This is a genomic window from Verrucomicrobiia bacterium, from assembly GCA_035495615.1.
GTDB lineage: Bacteria > Omnitrophota > Omnitrophia > Omnitrophales > Aquincolibacteriaceae > DATJFP01.
Window position 1 is genome coordinate 1 of sequence record DATJFP010000010.1, and the last position, 25,439, is coordinate 25,439.

General features: G+C 60.2%; 7 protein-coding genes. All 7 read right to left on the minus strand.

Annotated elements, in window-relative coordinates; genetic code table 11:
- Positions 1 to 18,056, minus strand: an 18,056-nt coding sequence (locus tag VL688_00955) for a methyltransferase domain-containing protein (protein ID HTL46608.1), incomplete at its 3' end; no start/stop codon positions are given.
- A 250-nt stretch (positions 18,057 to 18,306) separates the two neighbouring features.
- Positions 18,307 to 18,618 (minus strand): hypothetical protein, encoded by a 312-nt coding sequence (locus VL688_00960; protein ID HTL46609.1) that lies wholly within the window; start codon positions 18,616 to 18,618, stop codon positions 18,307 to 18,309.
- 71 nt (positions 18,619 to 18,689) lie between these two features.
- On the minus strand, positions 18,690 to 19,652 hold the full coding sequence (locus VL688_00965) for an NADPH:quinone reductase (GenBank protein ID HTL46610.1): 963 nt from the start codon (positions 19,650 to 19,652) through the stop codon (positions 18,690 to 18,692).
- A gap of 114 nt (positions 19,653 to 19,766) precedes the next feature.
- The gene (locus VL688_00970; GenBank protein HTL46611.1) at positions 19,767 to 20,945 is read right to left on the minus strand and encodes a dicarboxylate/amino acid:cation symporter; all 1,179 of its coding nucleotides are present in this window, start codon (positions 20,943 to 20,945) and stop codon (positions 19,767 to 19,769) included.
- Positions 20,946 to 20,990: 45 nt separating this feature from the next.
- Positions 20,991 to 22,385, minus strand: a complete 1,395-nt coding sequence (gene mnmE, locus VL688_00975; GenBank protein ID HTL46612.1) for a tRNA uridine-5-carboxymethylaminomethyl(34) synthesis GTPase MnmE — start codon at positions 22,383 to 22,385, stop codon at positions 20,991 to 20,993.
- A complete protein-coding gene (locus tag VL688_00980; GenBank protein ID HTL46613.1) occupies positions 22,372 to 23,694 on the minus strand; it encodes a folylpolyglutamate synthase/dihydrofolate synthase family protein in 1,323 nt (440 codons plus the stop codon). The genes mnmE and VL688_00980 overlap by 14 nt, the downstream gene beginning before the upstream one ends.
- 70 nt (positions 23,695 to 23,764) lie before the next feature.
- Positions 23,765 to 25,336, minus strand: coding sequence for a bifunctional phosphoribosylaminoimidazolecarboxamide formyltransferase/IMP cyclohydrolase (gene purH / locus VL688_00985; protein HTL46614.1), 1,572 nt, complete (start codon positions 25,334 to 25,336; stop codon positions 23,765 to 23,767).
- Positions 25,337 to 25,439: the final 103 nt, after the last annotated feature.

Below are 25,439 nucleotides of genomic sequence, written 5' to 3' on the forward strand. Positions count from 1 at the left end.
CGGTGCTCGCCGAGCATGCTCATGACGAGCGACGTGAGGTGATCCAACGCGTCGCGGCTGCGGGCGCGGAAATGATCGGTTTCGTACTGGGCCAGGCCGTTGACCGTGTTCTGGGAAAGAGCCTCGGCGCCGACGATAAGGGCGGCCGTGAAAAGCTTGCCGGCAACGGCCGTGTCGTCCTGGTCCCGGTACGTGACCTGAGTCTTGTCGTCATAACGGTCGGACGCCAGGAACTTGCCTTCGCTAACCACGGTGCCTGGCACGCCCACGGTCACGGACGGAGCGCCGGACAAGGCCGAGGCGTCGGGAAGCGACGCATTGTACAGCGTGATCTCGCTTCCGGAAATCCGGCGGCGGATCACATCTTTTTTGTGCAGGCCCATGGAATCGTAAATGCGGTCGAGCTTTGAAGCCAGCCCCGCGGGAACAGTGATGCGCACGATAAGATGCTTGTTGGCGCTGACCGCGTCGCGCACGGTTTTTAAAAGCCCGCGCACCACGGCTTCCGGGTTTTTCATGCGCAGGAGATCCTGCGGCGAAATCCTGTAATCGACGACCAGCGATTCGCGCAGCGTCAGGATCGAAGCAAAATGGTTCAGGGCTTCTTTGCCCGCGGCCGCGTCTTCACGCATGCGGACATCCAGCGCGGTTTCTTCCAGGACGTCTGCGAAGACGCGGGGAGACTTCAGGATCATGTCCACGGATTCATCGCGGAATTCCCCCAGCCCTCGGTAGAAATCGATCAGCTGCTGCGAGGCCTCGCGCAGTTCCGACAACAGCTCGACGCCATGGCCCAGCGGAGCGATTTCGAGGTCAAAACCTTCGAACCCGTTGTTCAGCACGAGTTTGAAAGGCAATTCCACTTCCACGCTGCCTTCCAGCAGGTCGCGGATGCGCGTGCCGACATTCGTCACGGTCCCGTAATCTTCCGTCGGCGTATGAAGATCCGTGCTTTCCAGAACGCGCACGGTCGTTTCTTCCGTCGCGACGTCGACGTGCTGGATCAGACCGAATTCTTCGGCCCACATGTTGATCTGCGATTCGACCTCGAGCCAGGAGTGAACAATTTCGGTGGCGCGCATTTCGGATTTTCCTTCGAGCTTGGCCTCGATCTTGTCCAGACGCGCGCGGAAACTGTCCACCTTCCGCTGGTCGGAAGGTTCGATGGCCGCGCTCGTTTCCCTTTCGAGATCGCGCAGGTACGTGTCGAAGCGTTCGAGATATTTCGCATAGTCTTGGGCGAACCCCGTCCAGATCGCGCCGCGGGCCGCTTTGTCTTTCGTACGGCTGACGAGCTCTTCCATCAGGATCAGGGCTTTCTCTCCGTGGAAAAGGAACGCCGGCGCCACTTTCTTCTTCTGATGCAGGGCAAGCCCCATGGTCTGGAGCGCGAGACGCGCCATTTTTTCCACGTCCACCGAAGGCTTGTTCGCGATGTCCTGCGTCTGCAGGATGAGCTTGACGCCGTCCTGGATGCGGTTCTGCAGCACGGGTCCCAGCTTGTTCCAGGCGGTTTCGGCGAGCTGGGGAGTTTCCCCTTTGGTGTTCAGGTAATAATCCAGGGCCTCGATCAAATCGTCTTTTTCCGGCGAACGGAGCAGGCCGTAAAGGAACACGGCCAGGGGAACTCTTTGCTCCGCGAGCTCTTTCAACGTTTTGCGAAGCGCTTTGTTGAGATCTTTGGTTTTGGCGCTGCCGCTGGCCACGACGATCGGCGCGAGGATTTGCAGGAAATTAAAATGACGGTGCCATTTGCCCCGGTCGAAAAGGCTGCGCTGCTCGGTGTCTCGTTTGTCTTTGTCGGCCGCATACGTGCCGCTGGCGGTCAGCGAGAGCGCGTGCTCCAGGTCCGCGAGCAGCGTCTTCTGTTCGCCTTCGTCGCCGATCGCGAGCAGCTTGGGCAGGATGAGCGACAGGGACTCGCCATCCGAAACCTCGATCACGTCTTTGAAAGCCGCGGCATCCGGCGTGCGGATCACGTTGAACAGATTGCTGTCGGCCACAAAAATGCGGTTTCCGGAAAGCAGTGCGTTGATGAGGACGATGAGCTCGCGGTAAATCCCGGCGGCGGTTTCGTAATCTTGGTCTTTCACGGCCATGTCATACAGCCGGTTCAGAGGAACGCCCAGGCTTTGACGCTGCAGGAGCGTGATGCCCAGATCCGCCGCGTCTTTGGGCGTGATGTCGTGCGTGGCCGCGACGTGGTCCGGCCGTTCTCCGCTGAAGGCCTCGACGTCCTCGGGCCCGCCTTTGTCCGAGAGCGGCTTGCGCGTGATCTTGAATGCGTCGGAAAGAATTTTGACGCCTCCGGCCACCTGCCTGTAAACGCCGTACGTCCTGACATTGTTCCCCGCGCCGATCAGCTCGACCTTGACTCCGGCCACGCTGGTCCAGCCCGGATAAAGAGCCAGATTTTTCTTGAGCCAGCGCACGATGATCTTAGCCGCGAGCGCGTCGAATTCCGGATCGTATTTCAATTCCGGATTCCGGCGCTGCGTCAGCGTGCTGTCCAGGCCTTCATGCGTGGCCGGCTGTTCTTCGTCCGCGCGCAGCTCCGGCTTCGCTTCAGGGATCGGCGCCGCCTTGGCCGTTTCTTTGGCTGCGAGCTCCACGACGGCATACGTCCCCTTGGCTTGCAGGCCCACGCCGCCGACGTTTTTCAATTCAAACGGGCTGCCGTAATTGGTGCTCAACTTGTAACCCTGGTCCGCAAATTCTTCAGGCAAGCGGTGCAAAAAGTCATCCAGCGTATTCATCGAAGCAATGCCTGCGGCCGCGGATTCGGCCAAACCCCGTCCACCGAGAAGATCCATGCCGAAACCCGAAACGCCGGCCGGCATAATCACGATCCTGCCGCCAGGACGCAGCACGCGGAGAAGTTCCTGCATCGCCTGCTTATAAAAGCCCGCGGTCACGCCGTTAGGAACGCCCATCAGGTAAGGCACCAAAACAAAATCCACCGAAGAATCTTCGAGCGGAAGCCGGGCGAAAACATCGCCCTGCACGGCACGGACGCCTTCGAGCGGCTTCGGCTCCGCACCGTCTGCCATCAAATGCAGGATGCGGTCCACCGGCGGCCCGCCGCCGCGCTCGAAAGCGATGGGCCCTTCTTCCTGGAACCGCTGGTAGTTGTTCAGATAAGCGGCCACTTCGGGAACCGAGGCGTAATTCAGCACCCGGGTAAGCAGGTCGATGACCCGCTGCGATTTGTCGACCGCGGTGACGCTTTTCGCGCCCTGGTCTTTGAGCAGCTTGAGGACGTTTCCGACGGCCGGCATCACCAGCACGTCTTTGCCGCGGTAATAAGAGTCGGGTAGGGCGCCGTAAAGTTCCTCACGATCGTATTTTCGCCACCCGATACCCAGCATGCGCATCACGTCCGAGTGGCTGGTCAGCATGGCTGTCAGCGAACCGCCGTCTTCTCTTTTGTTCTCGAGCGCCTGCCATTCGGCCAAAAGCTTTTCATAAGAAATTTCGGGGCTCGCTTGAGCCACGAGGGTCACAAGATCTCCAAAAACCGAAAAGCGCAGGCCGGACGGTTCGTATTTGGAAACCGCTCGGAGCCCCTCGTATCCTGCGTCCCTCGATCTTTCATTAACCCACTTGCCGAATTCCCGCTGAGCGGCAGCAGCCGACTTGGCCGCTTCCAGCGTCACGCCGGCGCGCGACGCTAGTGTCAGCGCAGCTTCATATTTTTCGATTTCCGCCGCGGCATCGGCAATCGCGGGCTCGGCGGCTGCCGCCGTTTTGAGGGACGCCATGACGGACGCCAGCAAAGCCATCGTCTCCTGAATTTCAGAAAGACTCCGCGGCCGTCCCGCAATCGGTTTCAAAACCGAGGCGAGGCGGTAAATGCTTTTGTAAGTCGCCCTGTTTTCCGCAAAGTCTCCGCGAAGATCCAGGACACGGTCTTCGAGAGAGACCGCCATCACCAAGGCTGCCGTCATTTTGCGTTCAAATGCGCTCTTGTCCTTGACCCGCTCGTCCACGGCCTTTTTCAAATAATCCAGCAAAGCGTTCCACGCGGCTTTGTCCAATGCCGTATCAAAGCCCGGATTTTCGATGCCCGGTTCCCCAAAAATGCCGGTGAGGATGTGCGCGGACTCTTCCGTCTCGTCCGTCGCCCGCAGTTCGGGCTTCGCTCCAGATTTCGCTTCATCGACCGCGCCCCGGATGGTGCTCGAAAATCCGAGAATGCCCAGGGCTTCGAGCACGCCGCGCCGCAATTCCGAGTCGTCGATTTCAAAAGTCTCGCCGGCAGGACGGTTCATCATAATGACACGCCGGATGCGCGGCACGAAGAAATCCAGCAATTCCTGCTGCGGCTTTTTCCAGAACGATTCCGGAGCCGGGTTGGGCTGAAGCCGTCCCGTCCAGAAACGGATCCGGGGAAGCGGCGGCACGGTTTCCTGCGGGGCCGGGACGCCCGGGCTCAGCGTAACGGAATTCATTTCCACGTTGCTGATAAGGCTCCCTTCCTGGAAGCCCGGCATCGTGAGGGTGTTGCGCCATAATTCGTAGAGCGAAAGAAGAATCTGCTTCGCAAACCCGCGCTGATTCGCGGGCGCCGCCAGATATCCGGCTTCGGCGATGGGCTCCTGGTAATCGGTAAGCACGGCGTAGGTCGTGAACTGGCGTCCCTGCCGCGTCTTCATGTCGATCTGATAATATTTTTTGATGTCCGGCACGGTCTCGAGATCGCGGGCCCGGTACATGTTCTTCAAGTCCTCGACGCCCCTGCGCCGCGTTTCACGAAGCATGTTCCAGTGATGCTCCAGGTAATCCATGTCCCAGTATTGAGCCGGCACGGGAACTTTGAGCGTCATGCGTTCGCCCTGCAGCTTGACGAGATAAAAATGGCCGGAAGCGCTGCTGCCAAGGTAACGTTCGTATTCCAGATCCGGATCGATCGCGCGGATGAGTTTTCGAGCGGCATCGGGATTTTCCGCGTCAGGTCTTTTGGCGGGCAGGTCGACCTGGTCGTGAACAAGCGTCATGGCCTGCTCCAGCGAGCTGGGGAAATGCTCGTCTCTCTTCGCAGGCGCTTCTTTCCACAGACCCGACCGGACTTCGTTCATGCGCGCGCGGATGGCTTTTTCCATTTCGATGGCATTAGGCCAGCGCCTTTTCGGATCGGTATCCAGGGCCCTTTGGAGAATGTCCTTGATGGGCACGTCTTTGAAATCCACCTGCTCGAGAATCTGCCCCGGATCCATATTCGTAAAGTGAAGGTCCGTGCCGTACTCGGAACCGGTGTAGCCGCCAAGCCAAAGGCGCAGGAGCGTCACGCCGAGAGAATAAACGTCCTGGCGCAGGTAGTCTTCCAAAGGATGCGGCACCATGATCCCGGATTCGAATTCGCGCCATTGCTCCGGCGACGCATAGCCTTTGGTGGCCCCGCGCAGCACCGGCCGGCCGCTCGAGTGGTGGTAAGCGAGATTGAAATCGATCAGGAAAAGCTGGAGGATGGGTTTGTCGGTCACGAAGAAGTTGTCGAGCTTCAGGTCCCGGTGCACGAATCCCAGGCTGTGAAGGACCGCGACGGTGCTGGCCACCTGAAGGGCCGCGCCGAAATAATGGTACTGATGCTTGAAGCGGTGGTTCTGATCTTCAAACCAGTCGTAACCGTTTTCCCCGTCGAGATACGGCATGATAAGCCCGCCCAGTTTCTCGTTCCACTGGCCGAACCGCACGTTGAAGTGCTGCGGGATGGGCTGCCCCGAGCGCTTTTTCGCTTCGTATGCCGCCTTCAGCTCTTTCATGGTTTCGATTTCGTTTTTCATGTACTCATCGGCTTCGGAGAAAGTCGCGCTCGGCTTTTTCACGATGTACTTGCCCTTGGCGCCGTTGATCACGAAAAGATCGGCCGCGATTTTGGAGACCAGCGGCGTCATGACCGTGTGCTCGTCGAAAGCGGCGATTTCTTCCAGCTGCTCCGGCGTAAAATCAAGCGGCTCTCCGCGTGCGCGCAGCTCCGACCGAGCTTCCTTAAGCTCGGCACTGAGAAGGCTTTCCTCGCTTGAAGCTCGGAGCTCTGCGCGGCCCAGGGTGGCATTGAGCGCGTGGGCGAATTCCGCGGCAAAACCTTTCCTGGGATTTAGCCCAACGCCTTTGGCTTGAAAGGCAAGGGTCACGTGCGAGGGCTCGATGGCGCCCTGCACGGCCGCAAGCGCTCCGGCAACGGCCTTGATGGCCGGGCCGCGTTTGAAGCCCTGGGGCTTGACCGGAAAATTCTCGTTCGTGTCCACCGCGGCCGTCACAAGGCCGCGGATTTTTTCCGCGTCATCCAACTGCCTTTCCGGAACGCGGTAAACCGCGGAATAAAAGCCGTCTCCGTGGCTGATGCGGTGGACCGGCTCGCCCAGGACGCGGAGGTCTTCCGCGGTGAAATCGCGCACATGGTCCGCGTCTTCGCTCAGCGAATAAAAAATGACAAGGGAGCCGGCAGGAAGTTTCTGGATTTTTCTCAAAAGAGCCAGGTTGTTTTCGCGGCTCTGCGACCCCCGCGAAAAGGCGTAATAGAAATAAACCCGCCGCGCATCCGGCGCGATGCGGCCGTCCAGAGTCCCGAGGTCCATCTGCATGAAATCGCCCTGGACCGTTTCGACGTTTTGGATGTTAAAAGAAGTCACTCCCGGGGGCAGAGGTCCGGCCGCGCCGCGGACGCTTTCAAAATATTCCCCGCTCAACCGCGCCAGCAGGCCGTCGGATTCCGCGCCGTAAGCGCGCGCCGCGCCCACATGGCTTGCCAGGGCCACGACCGTGCCGATGCCGCTGCCGAGATCCACGAACGTTTCGCCTCCCTGCATGACCGCGCGCAGAAGTCCGAGGACTTCGGACCGGACGGAAGGAACGAAAATCCCGTCACGAGTCCTCCTTTGATGATGGGTTTCGTCCAGAAGAGAGTGCAGCAGGATCTCCGTCGGCTGTTTGGTCGCGCTCAAAAACAGCCGGTCGTTCGGGGTCACCCGCAATTCGGACTTGATCCGGTAAACCGCGGAATAAAATCCTTCGCCGTGCTCAAATTTTTTCAGCGGCTCTCCGAAAGGTTTCAAATCCTCGGCCGTAAAATCGCGCACGCCGCCGGCTCCTTCACGGAGCCCATAGAGAATGACGAGCGAGCCCGCCGGAAGTTTCTTCAAGACTTCGAGGAAAGCCAGGTTGCTTTCGCGGGACTGGCTGCCGCGCGAATAAGCGTAATAAAAGTAGACGCGCTGGGCTGCCCCGGGAATTTTTCCGTCGAGCGTGGCCAGGTCGGCCGTCATCAAGTCGCCCTGGACGAGGGTCACGTTTTTCTTGTCGAAAGCGGTCATGCCCACGGGCATGTGCTCGGCTGAAAATTGGACGTCTTCGAGAAATTCCGGGCTCGCATCGATCACCCGTTGATCGGATTCGACGCCGAAAGCCTGCGCGGCCCCGGCATGGCTGGCCAGCGCGGCCACGGATCCAATGCCCGCGCCCAGGTCCACGAAAGTCTCGCCGCCGCGCAGCACTTCACGCAGGATGGCCAGCACTTCCTGCGGCACGGACGGCACGAAGATGCCCTTGTCCGTCCTCATGGAACCGCTGTCGCCGAGCAAATGCTCACTGCGGCGCTGCACGTAAAGGTTGAAAGTCTCGAGAAATCTTTTGTCGTTTTCGGAAAGCTCGCGCAATTCCGAACGCTTCTTGCGGTCTTCCAGCGCATCGCGCACTTCCGCGAACGTGTCTTCGATGTCCTTGGCCGCTTTCTCGAGCCGCGAGGCTTCGCTCTTCGCATCCCGCAGGTCCGACTGCGCCTGCCTCATCCGCTTCTCTTCCCGCGCGCGGCCGTCGGAGGCTTCCTGTTCCTTGCGCTTCGTGTCCCGGATGTCTTTTTCCACGCTCTGGATCGTTTCTTCCAGCTTGCGGGCTTCCGCGAATTTCTTGTCTCGCTCGAGCTGCTTCTGCTCCTTCACCAGCTCTTCTTTGGCCTGCACGAAGCCTTTCACCGAGGAATTGTCCCGGTCGCCGTTCAAAAGCCGTCTCTGGCGCTCCAGGTCTTCCGCGAATTTCTGCGTCTTGCTCGTCGCGTCCGCCAGTTCGGTTTCCAGCGTCTCGACCTTGGACTTCGCGGCTTTCGCCGCCTTGTCGGCCGCCGTGTACTGTTTTTCCAGCGTCGCGCTCACGCCCGCGTTCTTCAGGGCATCGATGTTCTTGTCGCGCGCCGCGGTCAAGGCCGCCTTCACGCGTTTCAACTCTTTGTCGTTCGGATCCGCGAGGAAGTATTTCGGATAAAGGTCCTTCTCGAATCTGTCCTGGTATCCCTTGTAAACGCTCGGCCGTATCAGCCGGGTTACGTAGGTATTCAGGTTCTCCTGCGTCATGCCCATGGCCAGGATCGCCTGCCCCGTCTCGTACTGGTAATCAAGCTCGGACTGGATGCCGGCAAGGTAGAGGCCCGTGATTTTCGAAGCGGCTTTGACCGCATCGTCATCTTCCGAAAGCTTCACGCCGTCCTGGCGCTTTTTCTCGAGCTCTTTGGCCAGATCGTCGATGTCTTTGTTTCCGTAGGCGGCCCGTTCCAGCCGGTCCGCCGAAAGGCTGATGCCTGTGGCCATGGCGCGCAGCACCGTATCATAGTCCCTGCCCCAGATGTCGCCTGCTTTTTGCGCTTTGACCAGCTGCTTCAGCGCGTCGCGCCGCTCGGCCATCGTGTACGGCACATACTTCTGGTTGTAGCTGGGGCCGGTCGCATAGTTTTCCTTGCTGATCATGTCCACGTAGCGGTCGTAATAAGCCCTCGGCCTTTCGGATTTATACTGCGCACCCGCCTTGGACTGCAGGCCCCGCGGCAATCCCGCGCTGAACGCTACAACCGCCGCGGCCGCCGTGAGCGCCACCAGTACTTTCCAGATTCCCCCGCGCATCTCGGCTCGGAGCTCGGGCCGGACTTCCTTAAGTCCGGCACTGCGAAGCAGCTCCTCGCTCGAAGCTCGGAGCTCGGGCCGGACTTCCTTAAGTCCGGCACTGCGAAGCAGCTCCTCGCTCGAAGCTCGGAGCTCGGGACGCCGCAAAACAAATTCCATTTTCAAACGTTCGCCCGGGCCGCGGAGAGGCCGCGCCGTGAAAACGGTCAGCGAGGTCTGCTGCGCTTCCTGGCTCGTGCGCTGCAAAAGCGATTCGTAATTCGTGTTGCCCGTGGATACCACGGATCCCGCTTCCGCCAGAGCCGTGTTGGCCTCGGCATCCAGATTGGCAAGGTCGAGTCCCGCCGTGTCCGTGCCGGACGAAACCACGAACAGGCGCTTCTTATATAAAGGGTGGCTGGAAAGACGCTCGTTCAGCCAATCGTAAGTGGCGTCGTTCAGCACCGGCGCCTCGCGGCCCATCACGAGCACGGTAAATCCCGAACGAAGGAGCGCTTCGATGCCGATTTCCTGGAAAGGAAAATATTCGCGGTTGTCAGGAACATAGACCACGGGTTTTTCCGGATTCCGGTTCAGGTCTTCGATCCATTCGTCAAAGGCTTCGCGGTCCGGAAGATGCGTCAAGGCGCGGCGCACGGCCAGCTTCATGAGTTTGACTTCGATCATGTCGGAAGAGTTCCAGCGCAGCACGTCGTTTTCCGCAAAGGCCGCGTCGTGGCCGGCGGTTTCCGCGGCCTTGTCGAGCAGGGCGCTGACCTGCTTTTCGTCGTCCCAGGAAATTCCCGCAGGCACTTCAAAACCCGCGGCCTGCGCCATCGTTTCCACGGCCTTCTGGACGCCCAGGAGGACCGTGTCGGCCGCGGCGCCGGAAAGTTCGGTGAGCACAAAGGATTGATAGAGCGCGTTCGCGGCTTCGGGGCCGATCTTGCCGCGGGCCTCGGGAACCTGCGGCAAACCCGCGCGGGCCGTGAGGTCGAAGCGTCCGCTGTCGTGAAGGAGCGCGTCAAAAGCCGCGACAATGCGGCCGCTGATTTCCGAATAAGGGTCGTAGTCGCCGGTGAGTTCCTTGACGATCAGGTTGACCGCGCCGCCGTGCTGGGCTCCGGAAAGCGCTCCCAGGTGCGGGTTTGAAAGTGTCTTCTCGAAAAGGCGCTGATAACGCGCTTCGATTTCCGCGCGCCGAGCCGCGAGCTCCGGATGCCCGGCCAAAGCGGCCGCCAGAGTTTTTTTGCCGAAGGTGTCGCTCATGAAAACGAAAAACTCATAAAGCGACGTCATGTCCATGCGGGTGAACGGAATGGCCCGGGCCTCATCGAACGTGAGCCCCTGGCGGTAAGTGCCCGCAGGCACAATGCGGTCATCGGCCTTTCCCTTCGCAAGGCGGGCCATGTAAGCCGCCGCCAGGCGTTCGGTGGCCGCGTCTTCTTCGTCAGCCGTTCGCAGTTCGGCGCGGCCGGCCGCTTCCTTGGGCTGCAGCGCCGGCGGCAGGTCGATCTTGTACACGGAAATTTTCGTCCCGCGGAAATCGAACTCCGACACGCCCGGTTCGCGGCCTTCGATCCTCCGGCCCTTGACTCTGTAAGGCACGGTGGCCCAATGTTCCGGAAGCGAATACTCGAAAAGGAAATCTCTTTCGGGCACCGAAGGTCCCAGAAGCTGGGCCTCGAAATGATAAATGCCTTTGTCCGTCCGAACGTAAAAAGAATATTCGTCGGGCGATTTCCAGGCGATTCCCGGCAAAGCATGAGGCTGTCCGTCCTGCATCATGAAATAATGGCTGCTCATCCATACGCCCTCGACCTCACCGAGATCATAAAGCCCGGACGCCTGCCGCAGCATGCCACGGATTCTCAGGAGCTGGAGAAGCTGCTCGCGGTCGGAGGCCATGTGATCGCCCGGCTCCACCAGATTGCGCAGGAAGCCGGTGAAATTCGCCAAAACATTGACGGCAATGCCGGCCAGCAGCAGCGAGTCCTGTCCGAAAGCCTGATAAAGGAAATAGCCGGGCACCAGCAGGACGAGAGCCGTGGCCAGGTTAAGGAGCCCGGCCGCCGCGAGAACCGCCATGGCCGGTCCGATTTTCCAGGCAAGCCCGTTATTCTTGATCTGAACGCGGGGCGGGAACCAGAAGATTTCGTTTCTCGTAGAAAGCGGCTTTCCCGTTTTCTTTTCGTAAGCGCGGTCCAGAATTCTCTGCATGGCCCAGTGGCCGAATTCGTGAACGATGACGCTGAGGAAGTACGCGACCGGCAGGCCCACCAGAAACACCACCGCGATATTGGCGAGGCCCGCCGCGGCAATCATGCCGAGAGCCGTCCCGATCTTGGCGCCGAGCGCCACAATGCTCACGACCGCGAGCCATTTCATCGTGCTGTAAAATTTGTCCCGGGACTTGATTTCTTCCGCCTGGCGAAGCCGGTAAGAACTCTTCATGAGCTCGATCTGCCAGTCCTGCAGCGGAATCGGCGCGGCCGCTTTCCATGCTTCGATCAAAGCGGGTTCGGCCTCCGCGCTCGAGGCGCGCAGCTCTCCCCGCAGTTTCGGATTCGACGGCGTCATGGCCGTGCCCACGAGGCCGTTCGCCCAGGTCCCCAGGTCTTCTTCCAATCCTTCATATTCTCCCGGCACCGCATGGATGTCGACCTTATCCGCGACGTACGCTCCGGGCTGATCCCGCGGGATGACTTCGACCGTCGTGCTCAAAAGATCGCCGCTCACGCGCACCGTGTAGGTCCATCCCTTGTGCAGTTTGACTCTCTCGTCAGGAGGCAGTCTCGTGTCCGGTTTCTGGTCTTTTTTGATGCGGAGCAGGATTTCATGGCCGTTACGCGGCCAGAAAAGGCGGATGAGCACCGGCACCGAGCGGCTGTTTCCGTCCGCCGCGAATTCCGCGTCTTCCTTTAATTGCGGCGGCTGCACGGTTTCTTCCGCGGACTCGCCGGTCACAAGACCCCGCACGAGCGTCACAAGTCCGGGATTGCGGAGCTTCTCGCGCGCGCCTTTGCCTGTTATACCGAAGAGCGCCTTGAGAGCCGTCAGCATGGTTTCCGAAGTCGGGAGATCGAGGACCTGTTCCATCTGTTCCGCCGCGGTTTCGCCGTCGAGCGCGTCACGCGCGGCTTTCGGAAGATCTTTACCGAAGTCCAAGCGGGGCAATTCCGCGACTTCTTCCCCATGCTCGATGATCAGCGTGTCGATCGCGTCCATGAGACGCGGCAAATGCTCGAGGCCCATGAGCGCCACGGCCTGGACAAACGCCTTGTCGTCCGCCGAGATGGCGCGCAGCTCGCTTCGTTCGATGCGGATCTGCGGGACGCTGGCCCCGATGGCGGCAAGCGCGTCGAGCAGCTCGCTGTCATCTCCGGCCATCTTGAGTTTGACGTCGTCTTTGAGCGCGGTGTCGTAGAGTTTGACGGCGGCTTTTTTGTTTACCGCGTCCGAAGCCGAATCCATCACATGCTGGAGCCCGAGAAGGAAAATGTCGTCGCTGATCCCCGCCTGGAAGGCAATGGATACGGGGCGCGCGCCTCGCGCGGCGGCCGCGCGGTCGAACATGGTTTTCACGGCATTGCCGACATCCCCCGGAAGAATCTCGACGAAGGCGTCGGTCCCGGTACGCGTGTAGTATTTCCCTCCGGCTTCCCAAAAACCCAGACGCTGGCCGGCGCCGAGAATCGGCATCGCGAAATCTTTCAGGACTTTCTGGACCGTCGGCGCTTTCGGCGCTTCGACCTTGGGCTTGACCGTGACCCACACGATGTCGAAATGGATTTCGAAACGGTAAACGCCGCGTTCTTTGACCTGCAGGTTGGCGTCGACGTAGCGCGCGATCTTCACGGGATTGCGGTCTTCTTCGGGAAGGACGGCCGCGACGAGCTGGATCATTTCGTCGCGGGAAGCGGTCTCATGCGGGACGACGACGTGCTCGACGCGGACGTCATGGCCCCATTCCTGGAAAACGTTTTCGAAATTCGTGTCCGCGTCGACAGCCGTGACGCGGTGCTTGGTCATCAGCTGGTCGCGCGCCATGACCTGATTGCGCTGTTCGCGGTTCTTGCCGTTCAGGACGAAGGCAATGACGCCGTCCTCGCCGACGAGCCGGATGACGCGCTTGAAAAGCCTGTCCCGGTCGGCCATCGGAATAAAGTTAACGCTGAACGCGAATTGCGCGGCCCGGAACTTTGCCTTTTGTTTTTCGAGCTGTTCGGTGACGTCGAAGAAATCGCCGTGAATCAGCTGGGCGCCCGGAAACATGTAAAGGCGCTTGAAGGTCTGGAGGCGTCCGGCATCGAGCTCGACCGCGTAGGTCTGGTCAAAAACTACGGACCGGTCCGGACGGCGCACGGCTTTCGAGGTGAGCTCTCCATTCCCCGCGCCGAGATCCAGAAGCCAGTGGGACACGCCCGATTTACGGGCAACCGCTTCGTATCCCGCCCGGAGACGGCTTCCAAGCGTTTCTTTTTCCGCGGTCAGCAGCCGCGTTCTCGCGTTCCTGACATCGATGGCCCTGAGTTCAGGCCTGTACGGCTCATGCAATCCCGTCTCTTCTTCCCCGCGCAGCTCGCTGCGTTTTTTCAGGTCCGCGAGCAGGTCTTTGACTTCGTCGACAAGCGCGGTCACGCTTTCGGCGCGCCGTCTTTCCGTGGCCAGCGTGGCACGTTCGGTAAAAAGCGCGAGCTTGGCTTTCTGTTCCTTGGCCAGCTCGTCGCCCCGGGCGTCTTTGACCTCTTTTTCCTTGCGCTGGGCCTCGCGGATGTCTTTGGCCACGTCCTGGATCTTGTCTTCCAGCTTGCGGGCTTCCGCGAATTTCTTGTCGCGCGTGAGCTGCTTTTGTTCCGCTTCCAGATCCTTCTTCGCCTGGATCAGTCCAAAAACCGCGGTGCTGTCTTTGTCGCCGTGCAGCAGGCGCTGCACGCGTTCGAGGTCGTCCTTCAAGGTTTCCGCCTTTTCCTTGGCGGCCTTCTCCTGCGCTTCGAGCGTCTCAACCTTGGTCTGGGCCGCGGCCAGGTCTTTTTTGGCGGAGGTCTGCCGCGCTTCCAGCGTCTTCACCACCGTCGACAGGCGCGTGATGTTCGCGTCCCGCGCCGCGGCAAAAGTCTTTTCCACGCGCTTGCGGAGGACTTCTTTCGGGTCCGCGAGGAAAAATTTCGGGTAGAGGTTCTTGTCGAAATGCTCCATCTGCGACTTGTAGGCGGCGCTGCGGACCAGCTTCATGTAAGCGTCCATCGTGTCGGTCGTAACGCCCATGCCGAGGATGGCCTTGCCGAGGTCTTCCTGGAGCTTCAGCTCCCGGCCGGCGGCAGCCACGTAAAGGTCGGTGATTTTTTTCGCGGCGGCCAGCGCGTCGTCGTCTTCTTCGACTTTCACGCCTTTTTTGCGGAGCGCCGCGATTTCGTCGGCCTGCTTTTCGATGTCCTTGGAGTAAACCGCCCTTTCGATCCTGTCATTCGAACGGGTAATCGCCGAGGAAAGCGAACGCAGCACCAGATCATAGTCCGTGCCGCGGAGGTGGCCGTCCTTCTGCGCCTTGAGAATGCCCGCGACCGCGTCGCTGCGGTCCGCGTCCGACCAGGGCACGATTTTGCGGTCGTACGCCGGGCCGGTCTCATAGCCTTCTTTGGTGAGCCGGTCCAGGTAAGTATCGTAATAGGCGCGCTGCCGCTCTTCCTTTTTATATTGGGCGCCCAACTTCGGCTGCACGTTTCGGGGAAGCCCGGCGCTGAAGGTGACCACCAGGCCCGCGGTGAGAAGCATGACCGCGGCCCTCCAAAGGCCGCGCATTTCCGGACGCGCGGCCGTCTCAGCCGCTCCGGTCTGAAAACTTTCCGCCCGCTCGCGCGCGCGGGAAAAATCGATCAGGCGCAGTTCCATCGGGGCTTCCTCGCCCGGAGCCCGGAGTTCCGGCCGGACTTCCTTAAGTCCGGCACCGAGAAAGCTCTCCTCGCTTGCAGCTCGGAGCTCCGAACGCTTTCTCCGGTCGTCGAGCGCGTCGCGCACTTCCGCGAACGTGTCCTCGATGGCCTTGGCTTCTTTCTCGAGCCGTGCCGCGTCCGTCCGCGCCGAGAGAAGGTCGAGCTGCGCTTTTCTCATCCTTTTTTCTTCGCGCGCCCGGCCGTCGGAAGCCTCCTGCTCCTTGCGCTTCGTGTCGCGAATGTCCTTGGCAATGCCCTGGATCTTTTCTTCCAGCTTCCGCGCCTCCGCGAATTTCTTGTCGCGCGTGAGCTGCTTCTGCTCTTTTTCCAATTCTTCCTTCGCCTGCACGTACCCTTTGACCGACGTCGTTTCCCTGTCGCCGTTCAAAAGCCGGCGCTGCCGCTCCAGATCGACCGCGAACGCTTCCATCTTGGTCTTGGCATCCGCCGCTTCCGATTCGAGCGTTTCCACCTTGGTCCTGGCGGCCTTGGCTTCCTTATCCGCAAAGTTATATTGCTTCTCGAGCGCCGCGCTCACGCCCTTCAAGCCGTCGATGTTCCTGTCCCGCGCCTTGGTCAGCGCCGCCTGCACGCGTTTCAATTCCTTGTCCTTCGGATCCGCCAGGAAGTACTGCGGGTAAAGGTCTTTTTCGAATTTCCCCAGATAGCCTTTGTAAACGCTCGGTTTCACGAGCCTGTTCACATACGCCTGCACGTTCTCGCGCGTCATGCCCGTGGCCAGGAGCGCCTGTCCGGCTTCGTACTGGAAGTTCAGTTCCGGCTGGATATCCGCGAGGTAATAATCCGTGATGCTTTTCGCCGCTTTCAACGCGTCGTCGTCTTCGGAGAGCTTCACGCCCTCTTTGCGTTTCTTCGCCAGTTCTTTGGTCAGCTCATCGATGTTTTTATTGCCGTAGGCCGCTCTTTCCACGCGCGCCGCCGAGAGTCCCATACCCGTGTCCAAGGCCCCCGTAACGAGTTCATAATCTCCGCCCCGGATGTTCCGGTCCTTGTGCGCCTTCGCGATCACGCGCACCGCGTCGAGGCGGTCTTTGAGCGAGTAAGGCACCTGCTTGGAATCGAATCCCCTGCCGCTCGTGTACGTTTCCTTGCTGATCCGGTCGAGATAAATATCGTAGTACGCCCGCGCCCGCTCGGCGCGCTGCGCGCCCGCCTGCGGCTGCACTCCGCGGGGCAATCCGCCCGCCAGTACCGCCACCAGCGCCGCAGTCACCAGCATCACGATCGTCCTCGAAATCCAGGCCCGAAGCTCCGGCCGGCTTTCGACCGCGGCCGCCTGCGCCGGCGCTTCCGTCTTCGCCGCCGCTTCCGGACGAATCTCCGCCTTCACGGTTTCCGCTTCCGTGCGAATGCCGTAAACAACGTCCGCGCTCGCCCAAACCCGCGGCGCGCCTATGGCGCCCGCGAGGCTCTGCGTCATGGCCGGATGCAGAAGCCCCATGACCTTGTCCTGGGTCAATTGATGCGCGGAATCCCATTGCCGGATCTGTTCCGCGAAATGTTCGACTTTTTTCAGCCAGAGCGGGCCCGCGTCTCCGGACAGCTCGTCCAGGAAATGCGTGTCCTGCCCGACGCCGGCGAGGTCGTTTCTCACGGCCGCGTCACGGACGATCGTGTCTCTCCATTCCTTGATGACTCTTCCCTGCTCCGCGGGCGCTACCCGGTCGAGGAGCTTGTCGCGTGCGGCGCGGACAAAGGCTTTGTAAACGCTCACCCTGCCGTTTTCGTTCTGGAAATAAGAGCGCCAGGAAAAGCGTCCCTGCATCTGGTCGCGGTAAGAGTTGGTTTCGGGAAGCTGCGCGATTTCAGGCCGCACGAGCGCGTAGGAAATTCCGCGCTCTCTCAAGGCCTGGGCCATGCCCTGCGCGTGGAAGCCGCCGGCCACGACAAGCGAAACGTCCTGCGAATGCCGTTTCATCAGCGCCTCGATGTTGCGGAAGAAAATCCGGTCGCGCGACTCGGCATTTTCGTAAAAGGCACGAGGCGCGCGGTAAGCGGGATCGTCCGCGGCCGGCGTATTTTTCCATTCTTCCCATTCGCCGCGCGTCAATTCCAGCACGGCGGCGCGGGCGGCCAGATCGAGCCCGCGGCTCTCGGCGTCGAGGCGCCGCTCTTCTTCATTCCGGAAAAGTTCTTCTTTGACCGAGGCCGTGTAGGCTTCGAGCTCTTTGAAAAACTTCGTGCCTTCGAGGTCGCGCAGCCGCTTTTCGCGGGCCGCGTGCGCGGACAGCGCGCCGGTCCATTCGATCCCGGCGCCGAGTTTTTCCGAACGTTCTTTCAGGTAGATCGCGAAACTTTCCGCGCTTTCCAGGGAGGTGAGGAAATCCTGTTCGTGTTTGTTGAAGGCGATCCGTTCTTCCGCGGGAAACTGTCCGGCGTCGAGGAAGGCCTTGAAATCGCGGGCCATTTTTTTGACTTCGGCGTCGAGAGAACTCTGGACGGCATCGCCGCGCGAAGCCTGTTCGAGGAGGAGCGCGATTTCGCTGCCCGCTTCGGGCTTACGCACCACGGCAAGGGCCTTCAGCACTTCGAGCAGGCCCGTTTCGTTCTGACGGAAGGATTGAAGGACGCGGTCGAGCTCGAGAAGGCGCGGAGAATAAACGCTTTCTTTTTTCTCGCCGAGGTCTTTTCTTCCGGCCGCGATTTTTTGCCGGAGATCCGGTTCGCTTTTCAGGGCCTGGAGGTAAAGCCGCAGTCCGTCTTCGTACAGGGGCCAGTCTTCGAGGCCTTCGAAAATACAGGGATGGTCTTTATCGTCTGCGGCCAGAAGCGCGGCCGTGGCACCGGTGAGCTCACCGGATTCGGAATAATCCTGGAAGGTCTTCTGAAGGATTTCTTTGTCGGGAAAGCTTTTGAAAAAATCCAGATCGAGCCGGGAAACCGCGCCTTCGGCCGCCACGAGTCCCAGCCCATGCTCGCGGCGCAGATGCGCGATGATGCTGCCGATGTTTTTTTGCGCTTCCGGGACCGCGTGCGCGTCCTGCACCACGATGACGCGCCGCGCGTCCTTGCCCTGGAAAATTTCTTCGACCTTTCCGAAGTTTCCGGGAAGCGTGAGCTGCGCGAGATCCGAAGGAAAAGACTTTGAAACCGTGGGTTCCGGAGAAACGGAAGAGGCCGAGGCCGCGGGGAGCGCAGGGGTTTGGGTACCGGCAAAGCACACCAGGGAAAAGGCGGCGATGACGCGCGTCAGGAAATGCGTTTTACGTTTTTCCGGCTGCGGGACCTTGTCCATGATTCCCCTTTGGAATGTTGGAGTTAGGCTCTACTTATGTCCTTTTATAAGTTATTAAATAAGGTGCCTAAAGGGTATCTCTGGAAGGAAAATTGTTCAAGAATTCCGATTTTGCGATATAGCAAAGAGGAACAAGGGATAGCTTGGGAGGCCAAGAGCCAATGGCTTTGGAGGGGTCAAAAAAAGAGAAAACGACAACCCGGGCACAGGGCGTGCTTATTTATGGTAGGACGACCGGCCGCGCGTGAGATTAGTAAGCTTTGCCGTGCTTTTTTTCCCGCGACCTGTTGAAGCTCATTTTCCAGTCGATCTGCTTTTCCAGATCGATGCCCAGGCCGCCGCAAAGGTCGAAAAGACGGATCGCGGTGTCCGCGAGCTCGTCTTCGAACGTGTCTTTTTTCATGAGGCCGTGCGATCCGGTGCGGTGCGCCTCGACCGCTTCTCCGAGTTCGGAAACAATGAGCATCAGCATCTCGCCGACGTTGCGCTCCCTCTCCCAAAAGCCTTTTTCACGCGCGCACGAGTGACATTCTTCGATCCATTCCGAAATTGATTTTTTCAAGACGTCCTCCAATTTCCCCTCACCCTTCCCTCTCCCCTCAGGGGAGAGGATAAAGGAGAGGGGTTTTTGTTTTAGGGAATCAATACGATTTTTCCGTGTGCCGGCGATTCCATGACATCATGGTGCGCCCGCGCCGCGTCTTTCAGCGGAAGCTCGCGGCCGACCACGGGCCGCAGCCTGCCGCTTTTAAAACCTTCGAACAAATCCGCGTGGATTTTCTTTTTCTCTTCCGGCGTGGCATTGAAAATCAGCATGCCGGTCACGCTCGAGTCCCTGGCCATGAGAAGCCGGGGATTAATTTCCACGTCGCCGCGGCAGCCGATCACCACGACACGGCCGCGGAAGCCCAGCAGGCCGAGATCTTTGGGCAGGTTCACGTTGGCCAGCATTTCCAGGATCACGGAAACGCCGTGCCCATCCGTGATTTTTTTGATTTCGTCGAGATACGCGGGATTGCGATGATCGAGCGCGTGATGCGCGCCTTCCCCCAAGACTAACTTGCGGCCTTCCGGCGTGCCCGCGGTCCCGATCACGGTCATGCCCGCGGCGCGCGCGATCTGCACGGCCGCGACGCCGACACCGCCGCTTGCGCCGTGCACGAGTACGGTTTCGCCGGCCGTCGCCTGGGCTTTGTGAAAAAGCGCGTGCCAGGCCGTCGCATAGGGAATGCCGATGGCCGCGCCCTGCGGGAAGCTCAGCGTTTCCGGCAGCGGATGCACGCCCGATTCCGGGCACACGGCCAGGGACGCATAGGCGCCCGTCACCGTGGCGGTCGTGTAAACGCGGTCGCCTTTTTTAAATTTGCGCACGCCTTCGCCCACGGCCTCGACAACGCCCGCCGCGTCAAATCCCGGCGTAAATGGCAGGGCGGGTTTTACGGGATACGTGCCCGCGCGGATGTAGGTGTCCACGGGATTCACTCCCGCGGCCTGGACTTTTACCAGGACTTGCCCCGCGCCCGGCTTGAGATCGGGCGCCTCTTCCAGTTTCATATTTTCCGGAACGCCGAACTCATGAACGCGGATGGCTTTCATTCTTTTTTCTCCTGTTATGGCGCTTAGCTTGCAAGCGCTTGCTTGCGATCAAGAGGGGTCCTGCATTTTCAACCCTGGGGACAAGTCTAAAGACCCGTCCCCGTCCATGCCACGTTAGTCTTTATTCTTTTTTTCTTCCACGACCGCGCAGGCCACCATGTCGCCCCAGACGTTGACGATGGTGCGCGCCATGTCCAGCGGGCGGTCGATCGCGAGCAGGAAGCCGATGCCGTCGAGCGGCAGACGCACCGCGTTCAGCACCAGCGCCAGCGTCACAAGGCCCGCACTCGGAACGGCCGCCGCTCCGATCGCAGCCATGGCCGCGGTGACGAGCACCACAATCTGCTGTCCGAGCGCGAGATGAACGCCGAGCGCCTGCGCGATGAAAAGGCAGGCTGCCGCCTCATAGATCGCGGTACCGTCCATGTTCACGGTGGCTCCGAGCGGCAGCACAAAGCCCGCGACTTCCGGTGAAATGTTTTCTTTTTTCTCGATGCATTCCATGGTGACCGGAAGCGTCGCGGCCGAAGACGACGTCGAAAACGACATCATCAGCGCGGGCTCCATGTTTTTCAGGAAGCGTCCGTACGGCCTGTTGGAAAAAATCCGGAACATCACCGAAAGCGTGACGAAGTGGATGGCAAGGCCCAGGATGATGGTCAGAGCGAATTTCCCCACGCCCATGAGAAGCGACATGTCGAAGCTGCCGGCCATGGTTGCGATCAGCCCGAACACACCGATCGGCGCAAACTCGATGACGCCGGAAGTAATGGCCATCATGAGCTCATTCGCTTCTCCCGCGGCCTGTTTCAATTTTTTCGCCTTCTCGCCCATGAACACAAGGCCGGCACCGAAAAGGAGCGCGACGACGATGATCTGCATCGTGTCCGCTCTGACGAATGCGGAAAACATGTTATCCGGCACCACCTCCCAGAAAGGCCCTGGCGCTGGCACGGCGTTAGGCTTGCTTCCAAAAACCGTGACGCCCACGCCGGGCTTGATGACGTTCGAAAGAATGAGGCTCGTCGTCACCGCCAGAAGATTCGTGGTGAGGTAGAACCCCATGGTCTTCGCGCCCATCTTGGAAAGCTTTTCCATGCTGCCGATGCTGGCAATGCCGTACACGATGGAAATGAAAGTAAGCGGGACGACGAGCAGCTTCAGCAGCCGGAGAAAAATCATGCCGAGCGGCTGCACCCAGGGCACGCATTGCGGAAACAGTTTTCCCACGATCGCGCCCAGAATCATGGCAGCGAAGATTGACGTGTGGAGCGGCGGCCGTTTGAATGTCATTTTGTCTCCCCTGCCGGGGACAAGCCTGAAGGCATGTCCCCGGGGTTATTTGCCGATGCAAAACTCCGAAAAAATAACGTCCAGAAGGTCTTCGGAATAAATCTCGCCGACCAGCTCGCTCATCTGGTCCAGCGCCGCTTTCACGTCCAGCGTGACGATCTCGAGCGATTCACGGCCGCGGAACGCCGCGTGCGCCCGCTCCAGCGATTCGAGCGCGGCTTCGAGCGCTTTTTTGTGCCGCAGCCGCGTGATTTCTTCGCCTTCCCCGCCGCCGGCCTGCCCCAGGATCGAGTCCGTCATTTTCCGCTCGAGGCCGGCCATGCCGTCGCGCGATTTCGCGGAGAGAAAAACAGAATCCCGCCGTCCCGTGATTTTTTCCAGCTCCGCGGGATTGAGTTTGCGCGGCAAGTCGGATTTATTGACCAGCACAAGGACAGGCTTGTCCTGCCGGATCAAAGAGAAAACTTCCCGGTCTTTATCTTCGAGCGCCGCGGACCCGTCCACGACAAAAAGGACAAGCTCCGCGCCCTCCAGCGCTTCCCGCGTGCGCTGGGAGCCCAGCACGTCCAGGGGATGCGTGGATTCGTGGCCGAGGCCCGCGGTATCCATGAGCCGCACCGCGATGCCGCCGATTTCGATGCACTCTTCCAGCATGTCGCGCGTCGTGCCCGCGTATTCGGAAACCAGCGCGCGGTCGCGCTCGAGCAGCGCATTGAACAAGGAAGATTTGCCCGCATTGGGTTTTCCCAGGATCACGCAGCGCACACCTTCACGGAAAACCGAGCCGCGCCTGAAGCTCGCGATCAGTTTCCGGATCTCGTCCTTGATCTGGCCGAAGCGGCCGTCGAAAGCCTGGTCGGAATAAATTTCGAGGTCTTCTTCCGGAAAATCGAGGAAGGCTTCCATGTGCGCGTAAACTTTCATGAGGGATTCGCGGAGCGCGTTGAATTTCCGGGAAAGCGCGCCTTCGAGCTGGCGCAGCGCGGTCTCGCGGGACTTTTCGCTGCGGGCCTTGATGAGGTCGATAACGGCCTCGGCCTGCGTGAGGTCCATTTTGCCGTTGAGGAAAGCGCGCTTCGTGAATTCGCCGGGCTCAGCCATGCGCGCGCCGTTTTCCAGGATGCAGTCGAGAATTTTCCGCGTGATGCCCAGGCCGCCGTGCGCGCTGATCTCGACGACGTCCTGGCCGGTATAGGATTTGGGATTGCGGAATACGGACAAGAGCACCTGGTCGATGGGCTTGCCCTCGCCGTCCAGGGCGTTTCCCGCGTGGACCGTGTGGCTTGGGAAATCCGAAACCGCGCCGCCGCCCGCGGGCCGGAAAACGCGGCCTGCGATCGGGAAAGAAGCCGGGCCGCTGATGCGGATGACCGCAATGCCGCCTTCTCCCGGCGGAGTCGCGACCGCGGCGATCGTGTCGTCCAGATTAACTGCGGGCATGCTTCCTCTTTTTGCCCCTCACCCTTCCCTCTCCCCGCATACGGGGAGAGGATAAAGGAGAGGGGATGCGTTTTTTTAAATGCGCGCGGGCTTCGCCCACCCAGTAAAGCGAGCCCGTGACCACGACAAGCGAACCGGGCCCGGCGACTTGTTTCGCAAGGCCCCACGCCTGCGGAAATCGCGCGGCGGGAAACACGTTGTTGAAATACTTCCGGGCCTGCGCCAGGAGCACCGCGGTTTCCTGGCTGCGCGGGCTTCCCATCCTCGCGAGGACCGCCGTATCGAAGAAGCCGCTCAGGATTTTCAGCATCGCGTCCGAATTTTTGTCCCGCGCCACGCTGAAAACCAGGACGCGTTTGCGGTTAGCATAGCTTTTCTTCAGGTAGTCCACAAGGGCCTGCGTGGACGTGGGATTATGCGCGCCGTCCAGCAGCGCTTCCGGATTTCCGGGCACACTCTCGATGCGGCCCGGCCAGTCTTTTCGCCCGAGGCCTTCGCGGATCGCTTTTTCCGGCACGGCAAAATCCAATTCGCGCAAAAGCCTTGCCGCGGCCGCGGCCAGCGACGCATTGATGCGCTGGAAATCCCCGGCCAGCGCGGGCCCCGGCCCCGCGGGCGCGACCTGATGAAGATTCGCGCGCATCCGGCGCACGCGGTCGAAAATTTCCGGCATGGCTTCGGGCAGCTGCGGCGCGGTCACGACTTCGGCGCCGCGCTTGATGACCGCCGCTTTTTCGCGCGCGATGTGCCGCAGGGTCGGACCGAGCACGGCCTCATGGTCCATGCCGAGCGTCGTAATCACCGCGATCGGCGCGTCCATGGCGTTCGTCGCGTCCAAGCGTCCGCCGAGCCCCACTTCGAAAATCGCGGCGCGTACATGCGCCCTCTTGAATGCGAGCGCGGCCGCAAGCGTCATGATTTCGAAATACGTGGGCTCGCCGAATTTCGAGGGGATTTTCGAAGAAGAAAGCTTGCGCCGGATTTCTGAAAACGCCCGGGCCCACGCGGCCTGCGAAATAATTTTTCCGTTGATGCGGATCCGTTCGAGCGGGGTCTGGAGATGCGGCGAGGAATAAAAGCCCGAGGGAATGCCGGCCGCGCAAAGCATGGAGTGAAGGAAAAAACCCGTGGAGCCTTTGCCCTTCGTGCCGGCAATGATGATGGGAACAAAACTCTTGTCCGGATTGCCGAAGAGCTTCAGCAGACATTTCATCCGGTCAAGGTTCATGAACCGGTTTTGGGAAGGAAGGACCGCGCGCTCGAGATTTACGAACGAATCGAGATAGCTGAGGGATTTTTGGAAGTCCATTTTGCGGCCGCCCCCTCACCCTTCCCTCTCCCCCTTTCAGGGGGAGAGGACGGGAGAGGAGGTTTAAGAATCAATGTTTAAAGTGTCTCTTGCCGGTAAACACCATCGGGATGCCGGATTTGTCGCAGGCCGCGATCACGTCCGGATCCTTGATGGAGCCGCCGGGCTGGATGATGGCGCGGATGCCGTGCTTGGCCGCGATTTCGATGGAGTCGGGCATGGGAAAAAATGCGTCGCTGGCCAAAATGGCGCCCTTGGTTTTTTCGCCGGCCTTGCGGCAGGCGATGTCCACGGAATCCACGCGCGACATCTGCCCCGCGCCGATGCCCACGGTTTTCGTGCCCTGCGTGAGCACGATCGCGTTCGACTTGACGACCTTCACGCATTTGAAGGCAAAGATCAGCTCGTCCAGTTCCTTCGGTGTGGGCTGTTTCTGCGTGACGACTTTCAATTCTTTTTTGAACGCGTCCGCCGACGGCGCCACGCGCGGGTCCGCGTCCTGCACGAGCAGCGCGCCCTGCTTGAGAAAACGGCATTCCAGGCCGTCTTCGTCCAGCACGCCGGATTCGATGAGCCGGAGGTTCTTGCGCGTCTTCAAAAATTCCAGCGCCTCTTTTTCGTAAACCGGCGCGATCAGCACTTCGAAGAAATTCAGTTTTTCGAAAATCTGTTTCGCGATCTTGGAGTCGCAGGTCTTGTTGATGGCCACGATGCCGCCGAACGCGGAAACCGGATCGCCTTCCACGGCCTGGTCGATCGCGGCGCCGATGTCCGCCGCTTCCGCGATGCCGCAGGGATTGTTGTGCTTGATCACGCAGGCGGCCGGGTTCTGGAATTCGCGGATCACATCGAGCGCGGCCGCGATATCCATGATGTTGTTGTAGGAAAGTTCTTTGCCGTGCAGCTGCTGGCAGTATTTCGGCAGCGGCCTGCCCTGCGCCACGTAAAGCGCGGCGCGCTGATGCGGGTTTTCGCCGTAACGCAGATCCTGCGCCTTCGTGTATTTAAAGGAAACGGACGCGGGAAGCGCCTGGCCGTTTCCGTTGCAGCGGCTGCTGAAAAAATCGTTGATCGCGCGATCGTAGGAAGCCGTGCGGTCGAACACCTTCACCGCGAGCCGGAAACGCGTTTCATCCGACACGGCGCCCTGATGCTGCTTCAATTCGTCGAGCACCGCCGCATAATCCGAGGGATCGCAGACCACCGTGACCGCGGCCGCATTCTTCGCGGCCGAGCGCAGCATGGAAGGCCCGCCGATGTCGATATTCTCGATCGCGGTTTCCAGCTCAACGTGCGGGTCGGACGTCACTTTTTCAAAGGGATAGAGGTTCACGACCACGAGGTCGATGGGACGGATGCCGTGCTCGCGCGCCTGCTGCACGTGCGTTTCCTTGTCGCGGCGGTAAAGAAGCCCGCCGTGCACTTTCGGATGCAGCGTCTTCACGCGGCCTTCCATCATTTCCGGGAATCCCGTGACTTCGTCGATCGGAATGGCGGGAATGCCCGCGTCTTTCAAGGCCTTGAGCGTGCCGCCCGTGGAAATGATTTCGACTTTGAGCTTATGGAGTTCCTGCGCGAACGGAATGAGGCCGTTTTTATCGGAGACACTGATGAGGGCGCGTTCTATTTTGACGTTCGGCATTCCTGTCCTGCCTTTTTCTTGAAGAGACCGTGGATTTTGCGGGTTATGGGTCCCGGGACCTGGCCGATTCGCCGGCCGTCCACTTCCCGGACGGGGAGGATTT